Origin of the sequence: Pseudomonas sp. SWRI68, assembly GCF_014269165.1 — a bacterium.
Taxonomy (GTDB): domain Bacteria; phylum Pseudomonadota; class Gammaproteobacteria; order Pseudomonadales; family Pseudomonadaceae; genus Aquipseudomonas; species Aquipseudomonas capeferrum.
The window spans coordinates 84,304-107,541 of the sequence record NZ_JABWRU010000016.1; the positions used below are offsets into that span (position 1 = coordinate 84,304).

General features: G+C 63.6%; 21 protein-coding genes. 7 read left to right on the plus strand and 14 right to left on the minus strand.

The genetic code is table 11. The features are described from left to right. Position 1: 1 nt before the first annotated feature. Positions 2–832 carry a formate dehydrogenase accessory sulfurtransferase FdhD gene (fdhD, locus tag HU770_RS20345; protein WP_186661457.1) on the minus strand — a complete coding sequence of 277 codons (831 nt, stop codon included), beginning with the start codon at positions 830–832 and terminating at the stop codon, positions 2–4. Between the two features lie 175 nt (positions 833–1,007). Here fdhD and lysM point away from each other — a divergent pair, with 175 nt between their 5' ends. Further along, entirely contained in the window at positions 1,008–1,448 is a 441-nt protein-coding gene (gene lysM, locus HU770_RS20350; protein WP_186661459.1) for a peptidoglycan-binding protein LysM, read from the plus strand. Positions 1,449–1,555: 107 nt separating this feature from the next. Here lysM and yrfG read toward each other — a convergent pair whose 3' ends face one another. Beyond that, positions 1,556–2,218 carry a GMP/IMP nucleotidase gene (gene yrfG, locus HU770_RS20355; protein ID WP_047582917.1) on the minus strand — a complete coding sequence of 221 codons (663 nt, stop codon included), beginning with the start codon at positions 2,216–2,218 and terminating at the stop codon, positions 1,556–1,558. Between the two features lie 64 nt (positions 2,219–2,282). Between yrfG and nudE the strand changes: the two genes are divergently transcribed. Both nudE and cysQ read left to right on the plus strand, forming a co-directional pair. Continuing rightward, positions 2,283–2,849, plus strand: coding sequence for an ADP compounds hydrolase NudE (gene nudE, locus HU770_RS20360; RefSeq protein ID WP_033703221.1), 567 nt, complete (start codon positions 2,283–2,285; stop codon positions 2,847–2,849). Further along, entirely contained in the window at positions 2,846–3,682 is an 837-nt protein-coding gene (gene cysQ / locus HU770_RS20365) for a 3'(2'),5'-bisphosphate nucleotidase CysQ (RefSeq protein WP_186661461.1), read from the plus strand. Before nudE ends, cysQ begins: the two co-directional genes overlap by 4 nt. Positions 3,683–3,697: 15 nt before the next feature. Here cysQ and HU770_RS20370 read toward each other — a convergent pair whose 3' ends face one another. The 7 genes from HU770_RS20370 to rfbB are packed head-to-tail and all read right to left on the minus strand — an operon-like array spanning position 3,698 to position 10,762. Further along, the gene (locus HU770_RS20370; RefSeq protein ID WP_033703219.1) at positions 3,698–4,153 is read right to left on the minus strand and encodes a YiiD C-terminal domain-containing protein; all 456 of its coding nucleotides are present in this window, start codon (positions 4,151–4,153) and stop codon (positions 3,698–3,700) included. Next, entirely contained in the window at positions 4,150–5,559 is a 1,410-nt protein-coding gene (locus HU770_RS20375; protein WP_186661465.1) for a sigma-54 dependent transcriptional regulator, read from the minus strand. Before HU770_RS20375 ends, HU770_RS20370 begins: the two co-directional genes overlap by 4 nt. After that, positions 5,556–7,370 (minus strand): ATP-binding protein, encoded by a 1,815-nt coding sequence (locus HU770_RS20380; protein WP_186665191.1) that lies wholly within the window; start codon positions 7,368–7,370, stop codon positions 5,556–5,558. The genes HU770_RS20375 and HU770_RS20380 overlap by 4 nt, the downstream gene beginning before the upstream one ends. A gap of 38 nt (positions 7,371–7,408) precedes the next feature. Beyond that, positions 7,409–8,269, minus strand: coding sequence for a dTDP-4-dehydrorhamnose reductase (gene rfbD, locus HU770_RS20385; RefSeq protein WP_186661470.1), 861 nt, complete (start codon positions 8,267–8,269; stop codon positions 7,409–7,411). Further along, positions 8,266–8,811 carry a dTDP-4-dehydrorhamnose 3,5-epimerase gene (gene rfbC / locus HU770_RS20390; protein ID WP_033703214.1) on the minus strand — a complete coding sequence of 182 codons (546 nt, stop codon included), beginning with the start codon at positions 8,809–8,811 and terminating at the stop codon, positions 8,266–8,268. Before rfbC ends, rfbD begins: the two co-directional genes overlap by 4 nt. Then, positions 8,808–9,683, minus strand: coding sequence for a glucose-1-phosphate thymidylyltransferase RfbA (gene rfbA, locus HU770_RS20395; protein WP_033703213.1), 876 nt, complete (start codon positions 9,681–9,683; stop codon positions 8,808–8,810). Before rfbA ends, rfbC begins: the two co-directional genes overlap by 4 nt. Next, positions 9,680–10,762 carry a dTDP-glucose 4,6-dehydratase gene (rfbB, locus tag HU770_RS20400; protein ID WP_033703212.1) on the minus strand — a complete coding sequence of 361 codons (1,083 nt, stop codon included), beginning with the start codon at positions 10,760–10,762 and terminating at the stop codon, positions 9,680–9,682. Before rfbB ends, rfbA begins: the two co-directional genes overlap by 4 nt. A gap of 303 nt (positions 10,763–11,065) precedes the next feature. On the opposite strand from rfbB, the gene aguA reads away from it, so the two are divergent. Further along, positions 11,066–12,172: an agmatine deiminase gene (aguA, locus tag HU770_RS20405; protein ID WP_033703211.1), complete on the plus strand. Its 1,107-nt coding sequence runs from the start codon at positions 11,066–11,068 to the stop codon at positions 12,170–12,172. Between the two features lie 183 nt (positions 12,173–12,355). After that, positions 12,356–12,553, plus strand: a complete 198-nt coding sequence (locus HU770_RS27140) for a hypothetical protein (protein ID WP_238338693.1) — start codon at positions 12,356–12,358, stop codon at positions 12,551–12,553. A 51-nt stretch (positions 12,554–12,604) separates the two neighbouring features. Here HU770_RS27140 and HU770_RS20410 read toward each other — a convergent pair whose 3' ends face one another. Then, a complete protein-coding gene (locus tag HU770_RS20410; protein WP_186665193.1) occupies positions 12,605–14,692 on the minus strand; it encodes a TonB-dependent siderophore receptor in 2,088 nt (695 codons plus the stop codon). Positions 14,693–15,163: 471 nt separating this feature from the next. Here HU770_RS20410 and HU770_RS20415 point away from each other — a divergent pair, with 471 nt between their 5' ends. Further along, entirely contained in the window at positions 15,164–16,483 is a 1,320-nt protein-coding gene (locus tag HU770_RS20415; RefSeq protein ID WP_033703209.1) for an OprD family porin, read from the plus strand. 37 nt (positions 16,484–16,520) lie between these two features. Here HU770_RS20415 and HU770_RS20420 read toward each other — a convergent pair whose 3' ends face one another. From HU770_RS20420 to HU770_RS20430, 3 genes are all read right to left on the minus strand, one after another. Beyond that, positions 16,521–18,191 (minus strand): FMN-binding glutamate synthase family protein, encoded by a 1,671-nt coding sequence (locus tag HU770_RS20420; protein WP_186665195.1) that lies wholly within the window; start codon positions 18,189–18,191, stop codon positions 16,521–16,523. 141 nt (positions 18,192–18,332) lie between these two features. Then, positions 18,333–19,709: an ATP-binding protein gene (locus HU770_RS20425; protein WP_186665197.1), complete on the minus strand. Its 1,377-nt coding sequence runs from the start codon at positions 19,707–19,709 to the stop codon at positions 18,333–18,335. Continuing rightward, the gene (locus HU770_RS20430; RefSeq protein WP_186665199.1) at positions 19,702–20,421 is read right to left on the minus strand and encodes a response regulator transcription factor; all 720 of its coding nucleotides are present in this window, start codon (positions 20,419–20,421) and stop codon (positions 19,702–19,704) included. Before HU770_RS20430 ends, HU770_RS20425 begins: the two co-directional genes overlap by 8 nt. Before the next feature lie 140 nt (positions 20,422–20,561). Here HU770_RS20430 and HU770_RS20435 point away from each other — a divergent pair, with 140 nt between their 5' ends. Next, positions 20,562–22,859, plus strand: a complete 2,298-nt coding sequence (locus HU770_RS20435) for a TonB-dependent siderophore receptor (RefSeq protein WP_186665201.1) — start codon at positions 20,562–20,564, stop codon at positions 22,857–22,859. A 117-nt stretch (positions 22,860–22,976) separates the two neighbouring features. Here HU770_RS20435 and HU770_RS20440 read toward each other — a convergent pair whose 3' ends face one another. Next, positions 22,977–23,183, minus strand: coding sequence for a DUF3079 domain-containing protein (locus tag HU770_RS20440; protein WP_186665203.1), 207 nt, complete (start codon positions 23,181–23,183; stop codon positions 22,977–22,979). Between the last annotated feature and the right edge of the window lie 55 nt (positions 23,184–23,238).

The window sequence follows — 23,238 nt, forward strand, 5'->3', positions numbered from 1 at the left end:
GTTACGACTCCGCCGCTGGGCTGTAGACCCGCGGTGCACTGTGTTTGGGCAAGTGAATGAGGTTGAGGTTGTGCTTGCGCGCCCATTGCAGGGCCAGGCCGGTGGGTGCCGAGAGGCTGACCAGGGTCTGGATGCCGGCACGCAGCACCTTCTGGATCAGCTCCAGGCTGCAGCGGCTGGTGACGATGGCCAGGCCGCCGGTGCTGTCGATGCCTTGGCGCAGCAGGGCTCCGATCAGTTTGTCGAGGGCGTTGTGCCGGCCGATGTCTTCGCGGCCGAGTAGCAGTTCGCCGTTACGGTCCATGAACAGTGCCGCATGCACCGCGCCGCAATGCTGGCCGAGCGGCTGGAAGGCGTCGATACGCCCACGCAGGCCTGCCAGCCAGTGCGCAGGCGGCAAGGGCGCGCCGGGCAGTTCGGCCAGCTCGGGCAGTGCCTGCTCGAGTGCTTCGACCCCGCACAGGCCGCAGCCGCTGGTGCCGGCCAGTTGGCGGCGCTGGTTCTTCAGGTTCCAGAAGGCCCGGCTGGAGATTTCCAGGTCGGCGTACAGGGCCGAACCGCTGCCGGACAGCTTGAGGTCATAGATCTCGTGGGTGCCTTCGACAAGCCCGGCGCCGACGCTGAAGCCGACGGCAAAGTCTTCAAGGTCGGTAGGGCTGACCAGCATCACCGCTTGGTTGAGGCCGTTGTAGGCAATGGCCAAGGCCACTTCTTCGGCCAGAGGCGTACTGGCGCGCTCGGCGTCGCCGAGCTGGGCATAATCGTAGGTGTTGCTGGCGGCGGGCAAGGCCAAAGGCGATGAGGCCGCGCAGACCGGAGGTTTGCTGTTCATCGGGGCTGGCTACCGGCGGCGATTTGATAGCCCAAGCCTAGGCCTGTGGGACGGTCTCGTCTAATCGCTAGGGTCTATGCCTTGATAGACCGCGTCGATTGGCCGCGGCAGGGGCATATCGGGTAATCCTGGCCTAGACTCCTGGCTCCGAGGTTTTATCAACAAGGAGAACGCAATGAGCCTGTTCAGTTTCGTGAAGGAAGCCGGCGAGAAGTTGATCGACCTGCTGACCCCCGGTAATGCCAATGCCGAGGACCAGTTGAAAAAGCACGTGGAAAGCGTCGGCCTGGGTAATCCGGACATCACCGCCACTGTAGAGGGCGACACGATCATCCTCAAAGGCGAGGTTGCCAGCCAGGAGGAGAAAGAGAAGATCATTCTGGCGGCGGGCAACATCAACGGTGTGGCCAGCGTTGATGATCAGATCACCGTAACAGGGCCGGTCGTTCAGGCGGCGCGCTTCGTTACCGTGAAAAAGGGTGACACGCTGTCAGCCATTGCCGTAGTCGTGTATGGCAATGCCAACCAGTACAACAAGATCTTCGAGGCCAACAAGCCGATGCTGTCGCACCCGGACAAGATCTATCCGGGGCAGGTGTTGCGCATTCCGGACTGATAGATCGTGCTGGCTCTTTCGCGGGGCAAGCCCGCTCCCACAGGCACCCTGCAATGCTCAAGGGTTTTGCTTACCTGTGGGGGCGGGCTTGCCCCGCGAAGAGGCCCTCAAAGACCCGACAACAAATCCCGGTAATCCTCTACCGCGGCAAACTCCTGGGTATCGCGCGGCGCTGCCTGGCTGTCCGGTTGCCTCACTGCCAGCAAGTGCCCGACCCCAAACTGCCGTGCGCTGCGCAAAATGGCCAGGGTGTCGTCGATAAACAGGCTGCGCGCCGGGTCGAAGCCGATATCCGCCTGCAACGCATCCCAGAACTGTGGGCTTTCCTTGGGGTAGCCATAGTCATGCGAACTGATCAGCCGCTCGAAGTACGGCGCCAGTTCTACCCGCTCCAACTTCAGTGACAACGAATCGCGGTGGGCATTGGTGATCATCACCACGCGCTTGCCCGCCTGGCGGATGGCGGCCAGGAAGGTGTCGGCATCCGGGCGCAGGGCGATCAGGTCGGCGATCTCGCGCTTGAGCTCGCGGATCGGCAGCTTCAGCTCACGGCTCCAGAAGTCCAGGCAGTACCAGTTGAGCGTGCCGGCATTGCGCTCGAACAGCGGCTGCAGCTCCATTTCTGCCATGGCCCGGCTGACGCCATGCAGCTCGGCATAGCGCTGGGGCAGGTGGTCCAGCCAGAATCGGTTGTCGTAGTGCAGGTCGAGCAGCGTGCCGTCCATGTCCAGCAGGACGGTATCGATGGCAGACCAGGGAAGAACAGACATGGGAAACTCTCGTTCAGTCGGCTAGCCACGGTATAGTAACCCGTTCACGCCCAGGAGCTGCCCCATGCGCCAGAAACCCACCGTCCTCAACCGCGAAATCGTCGCCAGCAGCCGCCTGTTCCGCGTCGAGGCCGTGCAATTGCGCTTCAGTAATGGTGCCGAGCGCACCTACGAGCGACTGGTCGGCCGGGGCAACGGTTACGGGGCGGTGATGATCGTGGCGATGCTCGACGCCGAACATGCTGTGCTGGTCGAGGAATACTGCGGCGGCACGGACGAATACGAGCTGTCGTTGCCCAAGGGCCTCATCGAACCGGGCGAGGACGTGCTGGCGGCGGCAGACCGGGAGCTCAAGGAAGAGGCCGGTTTTGGGGCGCGGCAACTGGAGCACCTGACCGAACTGTCGCTGTCGCCTGGCTACATGAGCCAGAAGATCCAGGTGGTGCTGGCGACCGACCTGTATGAAGAGCAGCTTGAAGGCGATGAGCCGGAGCCGATGCGGGTCGACAAGGTCAACCTGCGCGAGCTGTCGGCCCTGGCCATGCACCCGCAGTTCACCGAGGGCCGCGCCTTGGCGGCGCTGTACCTGGCGCGCGACCTGCTGAGCCAGCGGGGGCTGCTGGAGCTATGAACGACCTGCAGCTGATGCACGAAGTGGTCAAGCTGGCCCAGGTGGCGGGCCAGGCGATTCTGCCGTTCTGGCGCGCCGATGTGGCGGTCAGCAACAAGGCCGACGATTCACCGGTCACTGCGGCAGACCTGGCGGCGCACCGGGTCATTGCCGATGGCTTACTGGCGCTGGCGCCGCACATCCCGGTGCTGTCCGAGGAAGACTGCGACATCTCGCTGGCCGAGCGCCAGGGCTGGAGCCGCTGGTGGCTGGTCGACCCGCTGGACGGCACCAAGGAATTCATTGCAGGCAGTGAAGAGTTCACGGTCAACATCGCGCTGATCGAAAACGCTGAGGTGGTGTTTGGCGTGGTGTCGATGCCGACCAACGGGCGCTGTTACTTTGGCGGCCGCCAGTTGGGTGCCTGGCGTGCCGAGGCGGGTGAAGCGGCCGAGCCGATCCAGGTACGCAATGCACCGCCTGCCGATGGCCGTTTCACCGTAGTCGCCAGCCGTCGTCATTCCAGCCCGGAGCAAGAAGCGCTGCTGGCCGGGCTGGGGGCTGCGGTGGGGGACCTGGCACTGGCCAATATCGGCAGCTCGCTGAAGTTCTGCCTGCTGGCCGAAGGCAGCGCCGATTGCTACCCGCGCCTGGCGCCGACTTCGCAGTGGGACACTGCTGCGGCGCAGGGTGTGGTCGAAGGTGCCGGTGGCGAGGTCATCGAGCTGGACGGCCAGCCGTTCCGCTATCCGCCGCGTGAGTCACTGCTGAACCCGTTTTTCCTGGCCTTGCCCAGCGCTGCCAGCTGGCGCCAGGCCTTGATCGACCTGTCGCGCCGCGCCTACAACAACTAGGGTGCGTGCAGGCAATCAGCGGTGCAGAACGTACTGCCCGCTGAACTGCACGGCCGGTTCGTCGCTGCCGGCATTGCTGACGGTAGTCTCCAGCGTCAGCCGCGCCCGCCCACGGCGCTGGTACATCGTCACGAAGCGCGCCCAGCTCTTTTCATCCGGCGCCGCACAGCGGGCCACTGCCGTACCGGTGACCGGCAACGGGTAACTGATCTGCCCCTCCTGGATGACGATATGCCCGTCATCGATGCCCAACTCGCGCAAGCGCAGGTGCAGCCACCCCCAGCCCACCAGTACCGCAGCGCAGTACAAGCTGCCGCCGAACATGGTGCTCTTGTGGTTGACGTTGGCCGCCAGCGGCAGTTGCAGGCGCAGGGTGTGCTGCTGCCAGTCGATGACCTCCAGGCCCATTTCCCGCGTGAGGGGGATGTCGCTGTGCAGTACGCCCTGCAGGTACTGGCTGTCGGTGCTCATGGACGGTTGTCCTCCTGGTCGTCGTGCCCGCCGCTGCCGCCGTCAAAACTGAGGCTGTGCTTGCGCAGCTTGTCATGCAAGGTCTTGCGTGGAATGCCCAGTGCCTCGGCCAGGCTGCGCATGGAGCTGTGGGGTTGGGCAAGCTCGGCGGCAATCAGCGAGCGCTCGAACTGCTCGACCTGTTCGCTGAGGTTGCCGGCCACTACCACCGGCGCCGGCGTTGTCGCAGCCGGTGCCTGGCCGTCGAGGGCAAGCTCAAGGCCCAGGGCAAAGCGTTCGGCAGCGTTCTGCAGCTCCCGCACATTGCCAGGCCAGGCGTGGCGCAGCAGCATGGCGCGCTGGGCGGGCTGCAGGGTGTGCGGCGTCAAGCCGTGGCGCTGGCTGGCGGCATCGGCGAAGTGCTGGAACAACACCAGGATGTCGTCACCGCGCTCACGCAGCGGGGGTATGCGCAGCGGCGCCACGTTCAGGCGGTAATACAGGTCGGCGCGGAAGCGCCCCTGGTCGGCGGACTGGCGCAGGTCTTCCTTGGTGGCCGCAATGATGCGGATATCCAGCGGGATCAGCTGGTTGCCGCCCAGGCGCTCGACCACCCGCTCCTGCAACATGCGCAGCAGTTTGACCTGAACATCCAGGCTCATGCTTTCGATTTCATCGAGAAACAGCGTGCCGCCATTGGCGAATTCGAACTTGCCGATGCGCCGCTTCTGCGCACCGGTGAAGGCGCCAGGTTCGTGGCCGAACAACTCGCTCTCGACCACCGACTCGGCCAGTGCCCCGGCGTTGATCGCCACGAATGGCCCGTCACGGCGGCTGGACAGGTCGTGCAGGGCGCGGGCCACCACCTCTTTGCCGGCACCGGTCTCACCCAGTATCAGCACATCGGCGCGGGTACCGGCCAAGGCGCCGATCTGCTCGCGCAGGCGCAGCATCGACGGCGACTGGCCCACCAGGCGCGTGGCCAGTTGCTGGCGGTCGCTCAAGGCCAGGCGCAGGCTGCGGTTGTCCAGCACCAGGCGGCGCAGGGCCAGGGCGCGGCGCACGCTGTCGAGCAGGGCGTCGCTGGCAAACGGTTTTTCAAGGAAGTCATAGGCACCGGCGCGCATCGCCTGTACCGCCAACGGCACATCGCCGTGGCCGGTAATCAGCAGCACCGGCAGCTCGCTGTCGCGCCCGTGCAGTTGCTCCAGCAGTTGCAGGCCATCGATGCCAGGCATGCGGATGTCGCTGACCACCACACCGGGCCAGTCGGCTTCGATACGCTCGGCCAGGCCTTGGGCATCGGCCAGCGCCACCACCTTGAGCCCGGCAAGGTCCAAGGTCTGGCTCAGCGCTTGGCGCAGGTGGGGGTCGTCGTCGACCAGAATGACCTGGGCTTGGCTGTCGATCAGTGTCTCGGGGGTCATGCCGAGGGGTCCTCCGAATTGGGCAGGGTAGCGCCGGGTGCGGCCACGCGCAGTTGCAGGGTAAGCAAGGCGCCGCCTTCAGGGTGGTTGGCCAGTAGCAGTTCACCGCCCAGCGCGCGCATCAGGCTTTCGCAGATGGCCAGCCCCAGGCCCAGGCCCTGGGTGCGGGTCTTGGTGGTGAAGAACGGCTCCTTGGCATGCTCCAGCGCCTGGCGGCTGAAGCCAGGGCCGTTGTCGCGGATGAACAGGTAGACGTAGCCATCGCGCTGTTCGGCACTCAGCCACAGACGGCGCGGGTTGGCCTTTTCGGTCAGGGCGTCGAGGGCGTTGGCCAGCAAGTTGCCCAGTACCTGGCGCAGGCGGGTTTCGCCGGCCTGTACCCACAACGTGGCCTCTGGCAGGTCGCGGATCAGCTCGACGGCCATCGCGCGGCGGCGCTTGGCCAGCAAGGCCAGGGCATCGTCCAGTGCCGGCTGCAGGGCCACGCTCTCCGGGGCGTGGCGGTCGCGGCGGGCGAAGGCGCGCAGGTGGGCGATGATAGAGGCCATGCGCCCGGTCAGTTCACCGATCAGCTTGAGGTTGCCGCGGGCGTCGTCGGTGCGTTGATGGTCAAGCAAGATCTCGGCGTTCTCGGCGTAACTGCGAATGGCCGCCAGCGGCTGGTTGAGCTCGTGGCTGATACTCGCCGACATGGTGCCCAGCACCGACAGCTTGCCGGCCTGGACCAGTTCGTCCTGGGCCCGCACGGCTTCCTGCTGGGCATTTTCACGTTCCAGCACGGCACTTTTGAGGCGGGTATTGAGGCCTTCGAGGTCGGCGGTACGTTCGGCCACGCGCTTTTCCAGCTCTTGGCGGCCACGGGCCTCGAAGTCGATACGGTCGATGTAGTGGCGCCGCCGCTGCATCACCAGGCCGGCCAGCAGCATCATCACCAGCAGCGTGCCGGCGCCGATGGCCATCACCGTCTGCACCGAGCGGTCGACCAGCATGCGTGGCGCGAGGATGCTGACTTGCCAGCCGGTTTCCTTGATGTCGCGGGTCTGGGTGATCCACGCATTCTGGCTGAGCAGCAGCGGCTGCGGGGCCTGGGTTGGGTACGGCTGGATGGCGATGATCGCCTGGCGCTCGGCCTCGGTCAGCGCGCGGGTGGCACGGAAGCGCCAGTCGGGCCGTGAGGTCAGGATCACCACGCCGTTATGGTCGGTCAGCAAGAGTTGCTCTGGGGTGCGGCCCCAGAGGGTTTCGGTGTGGTCCAGGTCGACCTTGACCACCAGCACGCCTACGATGCGCTCGCGGTCCCGCACCGCTGCGGCGAAGAAGTAGCCTCGCTTGGCCGAGGTGGTGCCCTGGCCGAAGAAGCGCCCCAGGTGGCCGGCCATGGCCTCGTTGAAGTAAGGGCGGAAGGCGAAGTTACGGCCGACGAAACTGTCGCGCTTGTCCCAGTTGGAGGCGGCCAGGGTGTTGCCGCTGACGTCCATCAGGTACATGACCTCGGCACCGGTCTGCTGGACGATGTTCTTGAGCAGGCGGTTGGCGTTGGTCACCGCTTCCAGGCGGAACGGGTCAGCCAGCACGCCGCGCAGGGCCGGCAGGTCGCCGAGGATCTGCGGCAGGGTTTCGTAGCGGTGCAGGGTGCCGAGCAGGTTGGCGACGTACAGGTCGAGGGTCTGGCGGTTCTGTGAGGCCAGTTCTTCCTGGTAGTAGCGCTCGGCCAGGTGATGCAGCGGCCACAGCAGCGGGGCCAGGCACAGGGCCAGCAGGGCCAGGCTGCGCCAGCGGGGACGGCGTGGGGGCGTGGGTTTTGCAATCATCACGTAAGTGCGCCAGAAAAGTCTGACGCAATTATGCGCTACTTGAGGCAGTCGATCAGCGCCTGCTGCCAGTGCGGCAGGCGGATGTGCCATTCGTGGGCCAGGCGTGAGCAGTCCAGGCGTGAGTTGAGCGGCCTGCGGGCCGGCGTGGGGTAGTCGCTGGACGGGATTGGCAGCAGTTCGGCGCAGGGCAGGCCTTGGGCCTTGAGTTGCTCGGCGATGGCCTGGGCGAAGCCGAACCAGGACGTCTCGCCTTGCGCGGTGAGGTGGTAGGTGCCCCAGGCGCCCGCCTGCCCGGCCTGCCAACGTTCGACCAATACACGGGTGCTGGCGGCAATGCTGCCGGCCCAGGTCGGTGCGCCGATCTGATCGTCGACAATCCGCAGTTGAGGCTTCTCTTGCAGCAGGCGCTGCAGGGTCAGCAGAAAGTTGCGCCCGTACAGCGAATAAACCCAGCTGGTGCGCAGGATCAAGTGCTGGCCGGCCACTGCGGCAATCGCCTGCTCGCCTGCAAGTTTGCTTTGGCCGTAGACCCCCAGGGGGTTGGGGGCGTCTTGTTCGGTATAGGGCGTGGCCTTGCTGCCGTCGAAAACGTAGTCGGTGGAGTAGTGGATAAGCGGCGCGCCGAGCCGTGCCGCTTCTTCGGCAAGTACGCCAGGGCCGTGGGCATTGATCGCAAAGGCGCGCTCTGGCTCGTGCTCGGCCTGGTCGACCGCCGTGTAGGCACCCGCATTGATGATCAGGTCGGGGGCCAGCTGGCGCAGCGGGCCACGCAGGGCCTCGGGCTGGGCCAGGTCCAGTTGCTCGCGCCCGAGCACGTGAAGCTCGCCAAGGCCTACCAGCTGCGCCTGCAGCGCCTGGGCTACCTGGCCGTTACGGCCACATACGACAATCTTCATGGCAGCAGTTGCGCCTCACTCAGCGGTACGCCGACCTTGTCCTTTTCCGACAGCACCGGCGGCCCTTCGAGTTGCCAGTCGATGGCCAGCTGCGCGTCGTCCCAGCGGATGCAACGGTCGGCGCCTGGGTTGTAGTAGTCGGTGGTCTTGTAGAGGAACTCGGCCGTTTCGCTGACCACCGCAAAACCGTGGGCAAAGCCAGGTGGAATCCACAATTGGCGATGATTGTCGGCCGACAGGTGCACGGCAACCCACTGGCCGAAAGTTGGCGAGCTCTTGCGCACATCCACGGCAATATCGCGGATCTCGCCCTGTACCACGCGCACCAGTTTGCCTTGGGTGTTTTCCACCTGATAGTGCAGGCCGCGCAACACGCCCTTGAGGGAGCGGGAGTGGTTGTCCTGGACGAAGTCCACGGCAACGCCGGTCTGCTTGGCAAACTCACGGGCGTTGAAGGCTTCGAAGAAGAAGCCTCGGCTGTCACCGTATACCGTCGGTTCGATGATCAGTACATCAGGGATCTCGGTGGGGATGATGTTCATGCAGACTCGTTAGCCAGTTTGCCCAGGTACTGACCGTAACCGGTCTTCTTGAGTTTTTCAGCCTTGGCCAGCAACTGGTCACGGGTGATCCAGCCCTTGTTGAAGGCGATTTCTTCCAGGCAGGCCACCTTCAGCCCCTGGCGATTCTCGATGGTCTGCACATATTGCGAGGCATCCAGCAGGCTCTCGTGAGTCCCGGTATCGAGCCAGGCAAAGCCGCGGCCAAAGCGCTCCACGCGCAGGTCGCCGCGCTTGAGGTAGGCATTGGTGACATCGGTGATTTCAAGTTCGCCCCGCTCGGAGGGGCGGATGCCCTTGGCAATTTCGATCACGTCGTTGTCGTAGAAGTACAGGCCCGTCACCGCATAGCTGGACTTGGGCTTGAGGGGCTTCTCTTCGATGGACAGGGCATTGCCTTGCTCGTCGAACTCGACCACGCCGAAGCGCTCCGGGTCCTTGACCCAATAGCCGAATACCGTGGCGCCACTCGGGTGGTTGACCGCGCGCTGCAACTGTTCGGTGAAGCTCTGGCCGTGGAAGATGTTGTCGCCAAGAATGAGGCACACCGAGTCATCGCCGATGAACTGCTCGCCGATCAGAAATGCCTGGGCCAGGCCATCGGGCGAGGGCTGCTCGGCATAGTTGATGTGGATGCCGAACTGGCTGCCGTCGCCGAACAGCTGGCGATACTGGGGCAGGTCCTGAGGTGTCGAGATCAGCAGGATTTCGCGGATATCGGCGAGCATCAGCACCGAAATCGGGTAGTAGATCATCGGTTTGTCGTAAATCGGCAGCAGTTGCTTGGAAACCCCAAGGGTGATGGGGTGCAGGCGTGTGCCGGATCCTCCGGCCAGGACGATGCCCTTGGTCATGCAATGAGCTCCTTGATGTCGGTATTGCCCAGGCGTTCACCCTGGTAGCTGCCATCCTGGACATGACGGCACCATTGCAGGTTGTCCAGGTACCACTGCACCGTCTTGCGCAGCCCGCTGGCGAAGGTTTCTTGCGGTACCCAGCCCAGTTCCCGTTCGATCTTGCTGGCATCGATGGCATAGCGCAGGTCGTGGCCGGGGCGGTCCTGGACGTAGCTGATCAGGTCTGCATAGCGGGCCACGCCTTGCGGGTGCTGCGGCGCCAGCTCTTCGAGCAGGGCGCAGATGGCGTGCACCACGTCGAGGTTCTTCTGCTCGTTGTGGCCACCGATATTGTACGTTTCGCCGACCTGTCCGTGGCTCACTACTTCAAGCAACGCCCGGGCGTGGTCTTCGACGAACAGCCAGTCACGTACTTGCTGGCCATTGCCATACACCGGCAGTGGCTTGCCGGCCAAGGCATTGAGGATCATCAGCGGGATCAGCTTTTCGGGGAAATGGTAAGGGCCGTAGTTGTTCGAGCAGTTGGTGATCAGCACCGGCAGCCCGTAGGTGCGGTGCCAGGCGCGCACCAGGTGGTCCGAGGCGGCCTTGCTCGCCGAATAGGGGGAGCTGGGCGCATACGGCGTGGTCTCGTGAAACAGGTCGTTGGCGCCATGCAGGTCGCCATAGACTTCGTCGGTGGAGATATGGTGAAAACGGAACGCACGGCGCTGCTCGGCCGGCAGCTGGCTCCACCAGGCGCGGGTGGCTTCGAGCAGGGCGTAAGTGCCGACAATGTTGGTCTGGATGAACGCGGCCGGGCCGTCGATCGACCGGTCCACATGGGACTCGGCTGCCAGGTGCATGATCGCCCCAGGCTGAAAGCGTTCGAGCACGGCGCTGACGGTTGCCGAGTCGGCGATATCGGCCTGGACGAATTCGTATCGGGTGTTGTTGGCGATGCTCTGCAGCGATTCGAGGTTGCCGGCGTAGGTCAGCTTGTCGAGGTTGAGCACTTCGTGTTCGGTGTTGTCGATCAGGTGGCGGACCAGCGCCGAGCCAATGAAGCCGGCGCCGCCTGTGACGAGTATGCGCATCTCAAATGGCCTCTGGAAAACCAAGTTCTATGGCATGCAGCCTAGCTCGTCGGCTAGGGTGGTGGCAGACAAATATCATGGGTTTGGCGGGAAGGCTTGGGGTTATTTCGATTGATATCGGTGTAATTGGTTGGATGGTTCAATTAGACAGGCTTTTTTGCTTTTAATGCCGATATATATCGGTTATAAATTTGCGATAGCCGGGGGCGCTTTGCGCCCCATCGCGACGCAAGGCCGCTCCTACACACACACACTACCAACGCCCCAGTGCACATCGGCTCAGGGCCTACGCAGAGGTTAACCATGAAAACCCTCAACTCCACCCCCCGTGCCGACGGCTTCCATATGCCCGCTGAATGGGCGCCGCAGACCCAAGTCTGGATGGTCTGGCCGGAGCGTTCGGACAACTGGCGCCTGGGTGGCAAACCGGCGCAGGCTGCGCATGTGACGCTGGCCAAGGCCATCGCCCGCTTCGAGCCGGTGACCGTGGGGGTTTCCGCTGGCCAGTACGAAAACGCCCGTCGCCAACTCGACCTGCCGAACATCCGCGTGGTGGAAATCAGCAATGACGATGCCTGGGTGCGCGATACCGGCCCAACCTTCGTCATCAACGACCACGGCGAAGTGCGCGGTGTGGACTGGGGCTTCAATGCCTGGGGCGGTTTCGAGGGCGGCCTCTACGCGCCCTGGAACCGTGACGAGGAACTGGCCGCCAAGGTACTGGAAATGGAGCGCTGTCAGCGCTACCAGACCGAGGGCTTCGTGCTGGAAGGTGGCTCGATCCACGTGGACGGCGAAGGCACCGTGATCACCACCGAGGAATGCCTGCTCAACCGCAACCGCAACCCGCACCTGGGCCGCGAACAGATCGAGGCGGTGCTGCGCGAGCACCTGGCGGTCGACACCGTGGTCTGGCTGCCGGACGGCTTGTACAACGACGAAACCGACGGCCACGTCGACAACTTCTGCTGTTACGTGCGCCCAGGTGAAGTGTTACTGGCCTGGACCGATGATTCCAACGACCCCAACTACGCACGCTGCCACGCCGCGCTGGAGGTGCTGAAAAACACCCGCGATGCCAAAGGCCGTGAGTTCGTGGTGCACAAGATGCCGATTCCGGGCCCGCTGTATGCCACTGCCGAAGAATGTGACGGTGTCGACCAGGTGGCCGGTAGCCAGGAGCGCGACCCGTCGGTACGTCTGGCCGGCTCGTATGTGAACTTCCTGATCGTCAACGGTGGCATCATCGCGCCAAGTTTCGATGACCCTGCAGATGCCCAGGCCAGAGCGATCTTGGCCAAGATCTTCCCGGACCACGAAGTGGTGATGATCCCTGGCCGTGAGCTGCTGCTGGGCGGGGGCAATATCCATTGCCTGACCCAACAGCAACCCGCGCCGCTCAAGCGCTGAAGCCACGCTGAACGAAGAGGCCCGTCATCTGACGGGCTTTTTATTTCAGGCGACGTCCGGCGCCGCGAATGGCATATGTTTTGTATTGTTTTTCAACGAGATAGCTCGGCTTGGCCGGGCGCTTGGATCTGTAACAATATCTACGTAGATTAGCCGCTCACGGGCAAGGGAGTACGTGTGGAAATGAACGCAGCAAGTGAGTCGGCTTTGTGCCCATCGGCAGTGAATCATCAATCGCTCAAAGTTCTGGCGCAGTGGTTGAAGCACCATGGAAGCAAACAGGTCAGGACGACCGACCCACGACGTCTGCTTGCCGGGCGATACCCCCAAGGGCTGATCAGTGACGCGGAGATGCAAGCGCTGATGGCGGTGTGGCACTGACCGTATCGGGCTAGCCTGCACCGGCCCTGACACCGGTGCAGGCAGTAAACATCAGAAGCGGTAAGTGCTCGTCACCACCAGGCTGCGCGGGTCACCCGGTTGAATCTGCGCGGCGCTGGTCGCCGAGCTGTAGTAGGTCTTGTCGGCAATGTTGTTCAACGCCGCGCGCACATCCCAATCGTGCGTGCGGTAGCCGGCGAGCGCATCCCAGCGGCCATAACCCGGCATTACCGTGGTGTTCTGGTTGTCGGCATAACGGTCACCCACCAGCGTCAGCCCCGTCTCGGCGTACCAGCCCAGCTCCGGCTTCCAGGTCACGAACAGGCTGGCGTTGCGCTTGGCCACGTCGTTGATGCGGTTGCCTTCCTGGTTGTTGTTGTCCTTGACGATGGTGGCATCCTGCAGGCCGATGCCCCCGCGCACGTACCAGTTGCCGACGATGTTGCCGGTAGCGGTCAGCTCGATGCCGCGCGAGCGTTGCAAGCCGGTGAGCACAATGATTTCCGGGTTGTTGGCGTCACGCGTGCGGCGGTTGTACAGCTCCAGTTCATACACCGCGAGGGTGGTGGTCAGGCGCTGGTCGAGCCAGTCGCTCTTGACCCCGATTTCCTTCTGCCGGGTCATCTCTGGCCCGGTGTCGTTGGTGTTGCCCGGCGCGCCCGGGGTGATGCCGATCAGGCCACCGCCCACGGGCGAGAAGGTCTTGCTCCACGACGCATAGAACGAGTGATCACGCCACGGCGTATACACCACACCCAGGCGCGGGCTGGTGGTGTTGCTGTCCTGCGGCTCGGAAATGCCCTTGATCTTGTTGGTGGTTTCCACCTCGAACTGGTCGAAGCGCACGCCCGCGAGGATTTGCCATTGATCGTTCAGGCGGATTTGGTCCTGAAGGTACAGGCCACGGCTTTCGACAACGGTGTGGTTGTTGCTCGACACCAGCAGCGGCCCATTGTGCTGCAGGTTACGGTTGGGGTTGCCCACGTCCAGGCTCGGCACCGTACCCGTCGGGGCGGTGTACAGGGTCGGGTCACGCCGTTGGCTGCCGAACTCCAGGCCCACCAGCAGTTTGTGCTCCAGCCCCAGGGTGTTGAAGTCGCCCTCGGCTTCCAGGTTGTTGAACAGGTTGCGGGTGTTCAGGTCTTGCTGCCAGCGCTGGCGGGTGACGGTGTTGTTGCTGGCGTTGTAGCCCGTGGCGTAGGTGTTGTCGAACTCGCTGTCGAGCTTGAACAGGCCAAGGGTGTGGCGCAGTTGCCAGGCTTCGTTTAGCTGGTAGTTCAACCGCGAGCGCAGCGACTGGGCGCGGTCGTCGATGTAGTCGCGCTGGGTATCGCCATAGGTGGTGCTGCGGCTTACGTCTGCCGGGCGGCCGTTGACGCCAGGGATGCCGCGGTCGGGCGTGCGGTTGTAGCGGCTGTATTCGTATTGCACCAGCCAGTTCAGGTCCGGCGTCAGTTGCCAGCTCATCGAGGGCGCGAACAGTTGGCGGCTGCCATCGATGCCATCGCGGAAGCTGTTGCTGTCCTCGTTGCCCAGGTTCAGGCGCAGGCTGATGGTGTCGCTGGGGTCGGCACTCAGGTCGGCGTACAGGCTGCGCAGGTCTTGGCTGCCGCCTTGCGCCTCGATGCTCGAACGGCGGCCGTGCTCGGGCGCCTTGCTGACGCGGTTGACGATGCCACCCTGGCTGCCACGGCCGTACAGCACTGCGGCCGGACCTTTGAGCACTTCGACACGCTCGATGTTGTTGAGGTCGCGAATGTACTGGCTGTCATCGCGAACACCGTCCAGATAGAAGTCGTTGCTGGCATCGAAGCCGCGGATGCGCACGCTGTCGAAACGGGTGTCGGCGCCGCTGCTGACGTTGGGGATACCCTCGAGTGCCTTGCCCAAGGTGTTGCTGCCGTAATCCAGCACGTTGGCGGTTTTCACCGTGTCGATGGCCTGGGGTACATAGCGCACCGGCGTCGAGGTGCGCGTCGCGGTACTCACCTCCTTTACCCGCGGGTTGTCCTGTTCACGCTCGCTTTCGGCGGTGACCGACAGTTCCGGCAGGGTAGTGGTGGCGGCGTTGGCGAGGCTGGCGCTGAACAGCAGCGACAAGCCCAGCGACAGGGGGGAAAGGCGGCAGGGTACAAGCATGGACACATCCGGACCGAGGCAGGTGAAAAGAAGGTGCGAATGGTAATGCTTGCTATTTACTGTTGCTTGGGTATTTGTAAAGGGTTGTCTTTACATATGTATCACTTTGTAACTAGGCACTTTGTATGATCCCCCGGCCCAAGATTGCTCCCACAACGTCAGGTGACTTACCTGACAAGAGAAAAATTGCCCACCGATAGCGCGAACAGGCATGGAAATGCACCAGACCTGCCGGTTATTTTGGTTATATCAACCTGCATTTCACGATTTTTTGACATTTGTAATCGCACACCGCTAGGATTCGGCCAACGCCTGCTGGCCATGACATGGCCATGCTGCTGTTGAAGGCCACCGTGCGCTTGCCGGCAAAGCCTTCCAGTTTGGATCCGCATAGCGTCGAACCTACGAAGGGGCGTTGGTTCCTGGCGTCATATTGCAGAGCGTTTTTGATTAAGAAATAAGGAAAATAACATGTTGAAAACCAGGATCAGCCTGGTCGCCTTGGCGATGATCGCCGCGACCCAGGCACAGGCCAATGAGCAGGCCGACAGCAAGGGCTTCATCGAAGACAGCCACGCCAATGTGCTGCTGCGCAACGCCTACATCAACCGTGACAAGAAGCACGGTACCGATGACCAGATCGAATGGGGCCAAGGCGTCATCGCCAACTTCTCCTCCGGTTTCACCCAGGGCACCGTCGGTGTCGGCGTCGACGCATTCGGCCTGTATGCCGTGCGTCTGGACGGCGGCAAGGGCCACAACGGTGGTGGCGGCGTCGACTTCTTCAAACCGCACGAAACCACCAATGCCGAGGGCAACGCCAGCTCGCCGCATAACCTTGCCCGTGGCGGCGCTGCCGTGAAATTCCGCATCTCCAACACCGTGCTGAAGTACGGTGACCAGATGCCGGCACTGCCTGTGCTGCAGTACGACGATGCACGTCTGCTGCCAGAAAGCTTCACCGGCACCCTGCTGACCTCGAAAGAGATCGAGGGCCTGGAGCTGAACGCCGGTCGCTTCACCCAGGAAGCGCGCAAGAGCGCCGAGCGTCGTGACGGTGGTGGCCTGAAGTCGATCAACGTCTTCGGCGGTAGCTACAAGTTCACCGACAACTTCACCGCTTCGCTGTACACCGCAGACAACGAAGACGTGATGAAGAAGCACTACCTGGGCTTGAACTACGTCTTCCCGATCGCCAGCGACCAGTCGCTGACCCTGGACTTCAACGGCTACAAGTCGGACATCGACAAGCAGTACGTCCAGGCCGCTGGCCTGAACGGCGACTCCAACACCATCTGGAGCCTGGCTGCCACTTACGCGTACGGTGCCCACTCGTTCACCCTCGCGCATCAGCGCAGCACCGGCAGCACCGGCTACAACTACGGCTTCTACCAGAACGCCGGTGGCGTGGGTGACGGTGGTTCGACCATCTACCTGGCCAACTCGTACTGGTCCGACTTCAACGCCGAAGACGAGCGCTCCTGGCAGCTGGGCTACGGCCTGGACTTCGGCGCCTATGGCGTTCCGGGCCTGACCTACAAGCTGGCCTACGTGGTGGGTGACAACATCAACACCCGCAACGTCGCCAACCCGCAAGGTTTCGGTGAAGGTAAAGAGCGCGAGATCTTCAACCAGATCCGTTACGTGGTTCAGGACGGCCCGGCCAAGGACCTGTCGATCAAGCTGCGTAGCTCGTTCGTGCGTACCAACAATGCGGTACAGCAGAACGGCTACAACGACGACGGCAACGAAGTCCGCGTATTCGTCGAGTACCCGATCAGCATCTTCTGATCTGATCCCGCTGGGGCTGCTTTGCAGCCCCGGTTGTTCAAGCCGGCGCTGTTTCTTTGCGGCGTATAGCCGGCGCTGCCGCCACCCCTGCAACTTCCCCCGTCTCCGGTGCAAAGCTGTCGCTACGCGCCATCCGCCACATCCGCGCATAAAACTCGCTTTCAATCGAGCCACTGAGCAATTCGCCAGGCTTGAGAAACGTATGCAAATCCGAGAACAAGCCGATTTCACTGGCGCTGACACGCCGTGCCAGGTGCTTGGGCTTGAGTTCGCTTGGGTGCTCCAGCCCTGCGGCCGCCAGCATCTCGGCCAAGGTGTGCAGCGTGTTGCGATGAAAGCTGGCCACGCGCTGGGCCTTGTCCGGTACCACCAGCGCGCGCTGGCGTAGCGGGTCTTGGGTGGCAACCCCGGTCGGGCACTTGTTGGTGTGGCAGCTTTGCGACTGGATGCAGCCGATGGCGAACATGAAGCCGCGCGCCGAATTCACCCAGTCGGCACCAATGGCCAGCACGCTGGCGATATCGAAGGCGCTGACGATCTTGCCCGCTGCGCCAATACGGATGCTCGAACGCAGGTTCAGGCCGACCAAGGTGTTGTGCACGAACATCAGCCCTTCGCGCATGGGCACGCCCATGTTGTCGCTGAACTCGCGTGGCGCCGCGCCGGTGCCGCCTTCCTTGCCGTCGACGACGATGAAGTCGGGGGTGATGCCGGTGGCCAGCATGGCTTTGGCAATGCCCATGAACTCCCACGGGTGCCCCAGGCAGAACTTGAAGCCCACTGGCTTGCCGCCCGACAGTTCGCGCAGGCTGGCAACGAACTTGAGCAATTCGACCGGCGTGCGGAAGGCGCTGTGCGCAGCCGGGGAAATGCAGTCCTGGCCTTCGCGCACGCCCCGGGTCGCGGCGATTTCCGGGCTCACCTTGTGCCCTGGCAGGATGCCGCCGTGGCCGGGTTTGGCGCCCTGGCTGAGCTTGATCTCGATCATCTTCACTTGCGCCGAGCGGGCTTGCTCGGCGAAACGTTGCGGGTCGAAAAGGCCCTCTTCGGTGCGGCAGCCAAAGTAACCGCTGCCGATCTCCCAGATCAGGTCGCCACCATGTTCGCGGTGGTAAGGGCTGATGCTGCCTTCACCGGTGTCATGGGCAAAGCGGCCCAGGCGTGCGCCCTGGTTGAGGGCAGCGATGGCGTTGGCGCTGAGGGCGCCGAAGCTCATGGCCGAGATGTTGAAGATCGAGGCCGAGTAGGGCAGCCGGCATTGCGGCCCGCCGATGGCGATGCGGAACGAAGCAGGATCGGGGGTGACCACCGGCAGCATCGAATGGCTGATGAATTCGAAGCCCGGCTTGTAGGCATCGTTGAGTGTGCCAAAGGCTTTTTCGGCGCTTTCATTCTTGGCCCGGGCGTACACCAGCGAGCGCTGGGAGCGGGAGAACGGCAGCTTGTCGTCGTCGCCTTCGATCAGGTATTGGCGGATTTCCGGGCGGATGGTTTCGATCAGGTAGCGGATGTTGCCCAGGATCGGGTAGTTGCGCCGCACCGCATGGTGGCTCTGGCGCAGGTCATTGAGGCCGACCAGGCTGAGCAGGGCGGTGAGCACGGTGAACGGCCAGAGCCAGGCCTGTTGGGGCAGTAGCGGCAGGCTGGCGAAGGTGAACAGCAGGCAGGTGACGAGGCAGGCGTAGCGGCTGGGCAGTGAATGTTTCATGGGTCCATCGCAGGCAGGATGACCGGGCCTAGGATAGGCAAAGGCAGGCTGCGGAAAACCTGGTGAATCGGTAAAAGACTGTTACCTGATCGCAGGTTTGCCCTGCGCGACCCTTTCGCGACGCAAGGCCGTGATGGCAGGTCATTCGGGCAACCGCACACTGGCCCGCAAGCCGCCGCCGTCGCGGTTGTACAGCAGCAACTCGCCGCCATGACTGGCCGCGATGCGCTGGGCGATGCTCAACCCCAAGCCATACCCGCCAGACGCCTGATTGCGCGACCCTTCCCCCCGCACGAACGGGTCGGTAACCGTCGCCATCAAGCCGGGTGCAATCCCCGGCCCGCAGTCATCGATGTGGATAAAAACCCCCGTGGCCACGCGCTCAAGCGTGACCGAAACGTCTTTGCCATAGCGCAAGGCATTGACCAGCAGGTTCTGCAGGCACCGCTGCAGCAGCAATGCATCGACCCGCACGGTGCCAGCCTGGCCCTCAACGGGAAGCGGCTCACTGGCGGTGGCCAAGTCTGCGCACTGGCGCGCCACCAGCTGGTCCAGGTCCACCTGTTGCAGGTTCTGCTGCTCGCCGGCGCGCAGGTAGTCGAGTACCTGGCCGATCATGTCGTCCATCTGCGTGATGTTCTGCCGCAGCCGTTCGCGCTGCTCATCGTCTGGCAGGCGCTCCAGGCGCAGGCGCATGCGGGTCAACGGGGTACGCAAATCGTGGGAAACGGCGGCGAGGAAGTAGGCCTTGTCGTTGACCATCGCAATCAACCGTTGCTGCATCGCATTGAAAGCCTGCGCCGCCTGGCGCACTTCCTGCGGCCCATCCAGCGCCAAGGGTGGCTGCTCCAGGTTGCTGCCCAGCCCTCGCGCTGCGTCCGCCAGGCGCTGCAGCGGGCGCAGGCACAGGCGCACCGCCAGCAGGCACACCAGCAGCACGGCAACGATACGCAGGGCATACACCCGCAGCAGGTAGTCGCTGATCAACGCCCAGGCAGACTCGCCACTCCAGCCCTGCAGCTCCTGGCCATCGATGGTCAGCCAATGCCCATCGGCCAGCGGCACGGCAAACTGAATATGCGCCTGGGCCGTGCGCAAGCCGAACAGGCTGCGCCAGACAATCGGCTGGCCCAGTTCGTCAGTCAGTTGCACCTTCATCAGGCGCACGTCCACAGCATGGCCAAGTTCGTACTTGAGGGCCTGGTGCAGCAGCAATTCAATGCGCTTGCGCCCCCTGCGTTCGTCCCCTTCCTGCGCGGGCAAGGCCTCGGCACAGCGCAGCTGATAATGGGCTGGCGCCTGCACTGCGCCGGCATGGCAGTCGGCCTTGGCAATCAGGGGCGCGCTGCGGGCGGCGATCAGCCGCACCGGGGCTTCGAGCACCTGCGCGAAACGCACATCGAACCAGATGCTGCTCGACATCAGTTGGATCACCAGCGTGCCGCTGACCATGATCAGCAGCAGTTGGCCAAACAGCGTGCGCGGCCACAGCCGGCGGAGCCAGCGCACCTCAGGCATCCGCCTCGCTGCGGGCGAGGCTCAGCAGGTAGCCTTCGTTGCGGATGGTGAGGATCTGCGCGACGGCGCCCGGCGCGCGGCGCAGTTGCTGGCGCAGGCGGCTGACGCACATGTCTACCGAGCGGTCATCGGGCAGGTGGTCACGGCCGAACGCACTGCGGGTCAGATGATCGCGCGACACCACACGGTTGTTGGCTTCAAGCAGCTCACGCAGCACGCGGTAATCGGAGCGGGGCAGGGTCAGTGTCTCGCCGTCCGGGCGGGTGAGCAGGCGCTTCACGTGGTCGAGGCGAAAACCGGCAAATTGCTGCGCTTCGACAGCCGGTTTTGCCGCCGGTGTATCGAGGCGCTGGGGGCGACGCAGCACGGCCTTGATCCGGGCAATCAGCTCGCGTGGCTCGAAGGGCTTGGCCAGGTAGTCGTCCGCGCCCACTTCCAGGCCAATGATGCGGTCCAGCGTGCTGCCTTTGGCAGACAACATGATCACCGCCAGGCCAGGGGTGGCTTGCAACTGACGGCACAGGCTCAAGCCATCCTCGCCGGGCAGCATCAGGTCCAGCACCACCAGCTCCACTTTGTGCGCAGCCAGTTGCTCACGCATCTGCTCGCCATCAGGGGCGGCCAGTACGGTGTAACCGGCATCTGTCAGGTAATCACAGAGAAGTTCGCGGATTTCGTCGTCATCGTCGACAACCAGCAGCGTTGTACTCATTGCTAAAAACACCTGTTCGGTGAGGGCCGGAGGCGCTCGTTACGTTCAATTACATCCCCGTACAAGCCGGGCCTGGAGCCCCAAGGGCGGATCCCTAGAATCGTAACAAAAAATCATCTGCGAATACGAAACCTTCCCAAATGAAACCTCGGAGCATCATGAACGACTTCTCTTCCATCGGCCGAGGCGCAAGTCACCTCACCCCGCTCGCCTTCTTCATCGCCGCGGCCATCAGCGGCAGCGCCATGGCTGCCGACAGCAAGCCACTGGAGCTGGATGCCACGCAGATCGAGGACAGCGCGCTGGTGCCTGCCGATGAAGCCGGCCAGCTAGGGTACACGGTCGAGAGCAGCCGCAGTTCAACCGGCCTCAAGCTGACGCCGCGGCAAACGCCGCAGTCGGTAACCACCATTACCCGCCAGCAGATGGACGACCGCGCCATCCACACCATCGAGCAGGCGCTGGAAACCACGCCAGGGGTGACGGCCAGCAAAGCCGAAGTCGGCGGGCGCACCGACTACCGGGCGCGAGGTTATTCGATCAGCAACTGGAAGGTCGATGGCCTGCAGTTTCAGGGTGGCTCCGACTTCAGCGGCGGTGGTAACGCGCTGAACATGGACCTGTACGAGCGCATCGACATCGTGCGTGGCGCCAACGGCCTGCTGGGCGGCACCGGCGACCCCTCGGCCACCGTCAACCTGATCCGCAAGGCCCCGACCAAGACCTTCGGCGGCAGCGCTTATGCGACCTACGGCAGCTGGGACAAACGCCGCCTCGGCGCCGACCTGAACCTGCCATTGTCCGAGGACGGCCGCCTGCGTTCGCGGTTTGTAATGACCCAGCAGGACGCCAACTCGTTCCGCGACAATCAGTCCGAGCGCGCCCGCGCTGCGCTGGCCAACTTCGAATTCGACCTCGACGACGCCACCACCCTGGGTGCCGGTTACCAGTACGAATACAACAAGGTCGTCGGCGGCGGCTGGGGTGCGAACATCCCGATCTGGTACCGCGACGGCAGCAAGACCGACCTGCCGCGCAGCACCAACGTGGTGCCCAGCTGGAGCTTTGGCGAGTACACCACCCGCACGGCGTTTGGCTCGCTCGAGCATCGCTTCGACGACGACTGGACGCTGGACCTGAAGGCCGCCCAAAGCACCGCCGAGGCCCTCAACCACCGCGGCCTGGCCAAGGTCAACTCGGCGGGCCGCGGCACCTTCGGCGGCTACTGGGACCAGGACGGCAGCGGCGCCGTGCTCAACGGCCTGCACAGCGGCAGCGACACCACCCAGCAGTCGGCGCAGATCGACCTGTCCGGCCCGTTCCAGCTGTTCGGCCGTACCCATCAGGCGATGGTCGGTTACAACGACAGCCGCACCGTGGCCTGGTCACCGGAATACACCTGCAACATGGTCAGCGACGGCCGCGTCAGTGCTGCGGCGCTGGGTTGCCAGTTCCGCGCCAACAACGGTTTCCCGCTGACCGACTGGCGCAATGGCGTGGATGACGACTACGACATGATCGCCTCGCGCACCGGCCGCCACAGCAAGACCACCACCCGCTTGCAGGGCATGTATGCAGCTACTCGCCTGAGCATCACCGACCCGCTGTCGGTGATCGTCGGAGTGCGCACCAGCAACTACTCCGCAATCACCCGCAGCAATGCGGGCGTGCGCACCAGCCAGGAAGAAAACGGCATCGTCACCCCCTACCTGGGCGCGGTGTACGACCTCAACGACACCTACTCGCTATACGCCAGCTACACCGACATCTTCACCCCGCAGACTGCCGAGACCAGCAGCGGCAGCAAGGTCGAGCCGATTCGCGGGCAAAGCTACGAAACCGGCATCAAGGGCGAATGGTTCGATGGCCGCCTGAATGCCTCGGCGGCGTACTTCCGCACCAAGCAGGAAAACAAGGCCGTGCTGGACGGCGACCTGACCACACCGACCGGTAACGACGCCTACAAAGCCGGCTCTGGCCAGGAAACCGACGGCATCGACCTGGAAATCGCCGGTGCACTGACCCCGAACTGGAACGTTTACGCGGGCTACACGTACCTGCACTTCCGCCGTATCGACAGTGATGGCCGCAGCGACCCGTCGCACCTGTTCAAGGCTTCGACCACGTATCGACTGTCTGGCCTGCTGGACCGCTTGACCCTTGGCGCAGGGGTTACCGCGCAGAGCAACATTCGCGCGGTATCCAGCCCGGCTGGGCAGCCGAGCAATGGTGTTAGCACAGGTGCTACCGACGTCAACTGGTCGGGGTATGCGATCTGGAATGCCATGGCCAAGTACCAGCTGACTGACGATACGAGTGTCAGCCTCAATGCCAATAACCTGTTCGACAAGCACTACTACACCCGCTATGGGTTCTACGCGGGGGCGATCTATGGGGATCCGCGGAACCTGTCGTTGACGGTGAGTACGGCGTTCTGACGGAGGCACCTGGGGCTGCTGCGCAGCCCATCGCAGGCCAGCGCTGTGCCTGTGGTGTTGCGCGTTTTGTGTAGGAGCTGGCTTGCCTGCGATGGGCCGCAAAGCGGCCCCCTGCGGTCAGTTGGATTGCGCCTGCTGAGCCTCGCGAACCGGCTTGTCCAACCGGTCCTCCATACGGTCCCAGTCCTCCCCGAACAACTCCACCGGATGCATAGTGCGATCGGCTCCATTGCCGCAGGCCACCGCTTTGGCGGGGCAATACAGGTCGCACCCCCAGCAGATGCGTTCAGGGTGGCTGGGGTTGGTGGGGAATTTCTTGGCCATAGCGTCCATTCTCGCAAGTGGGGTGCTGAGCCCAAGCTATGCCTTCCAGCGCTTT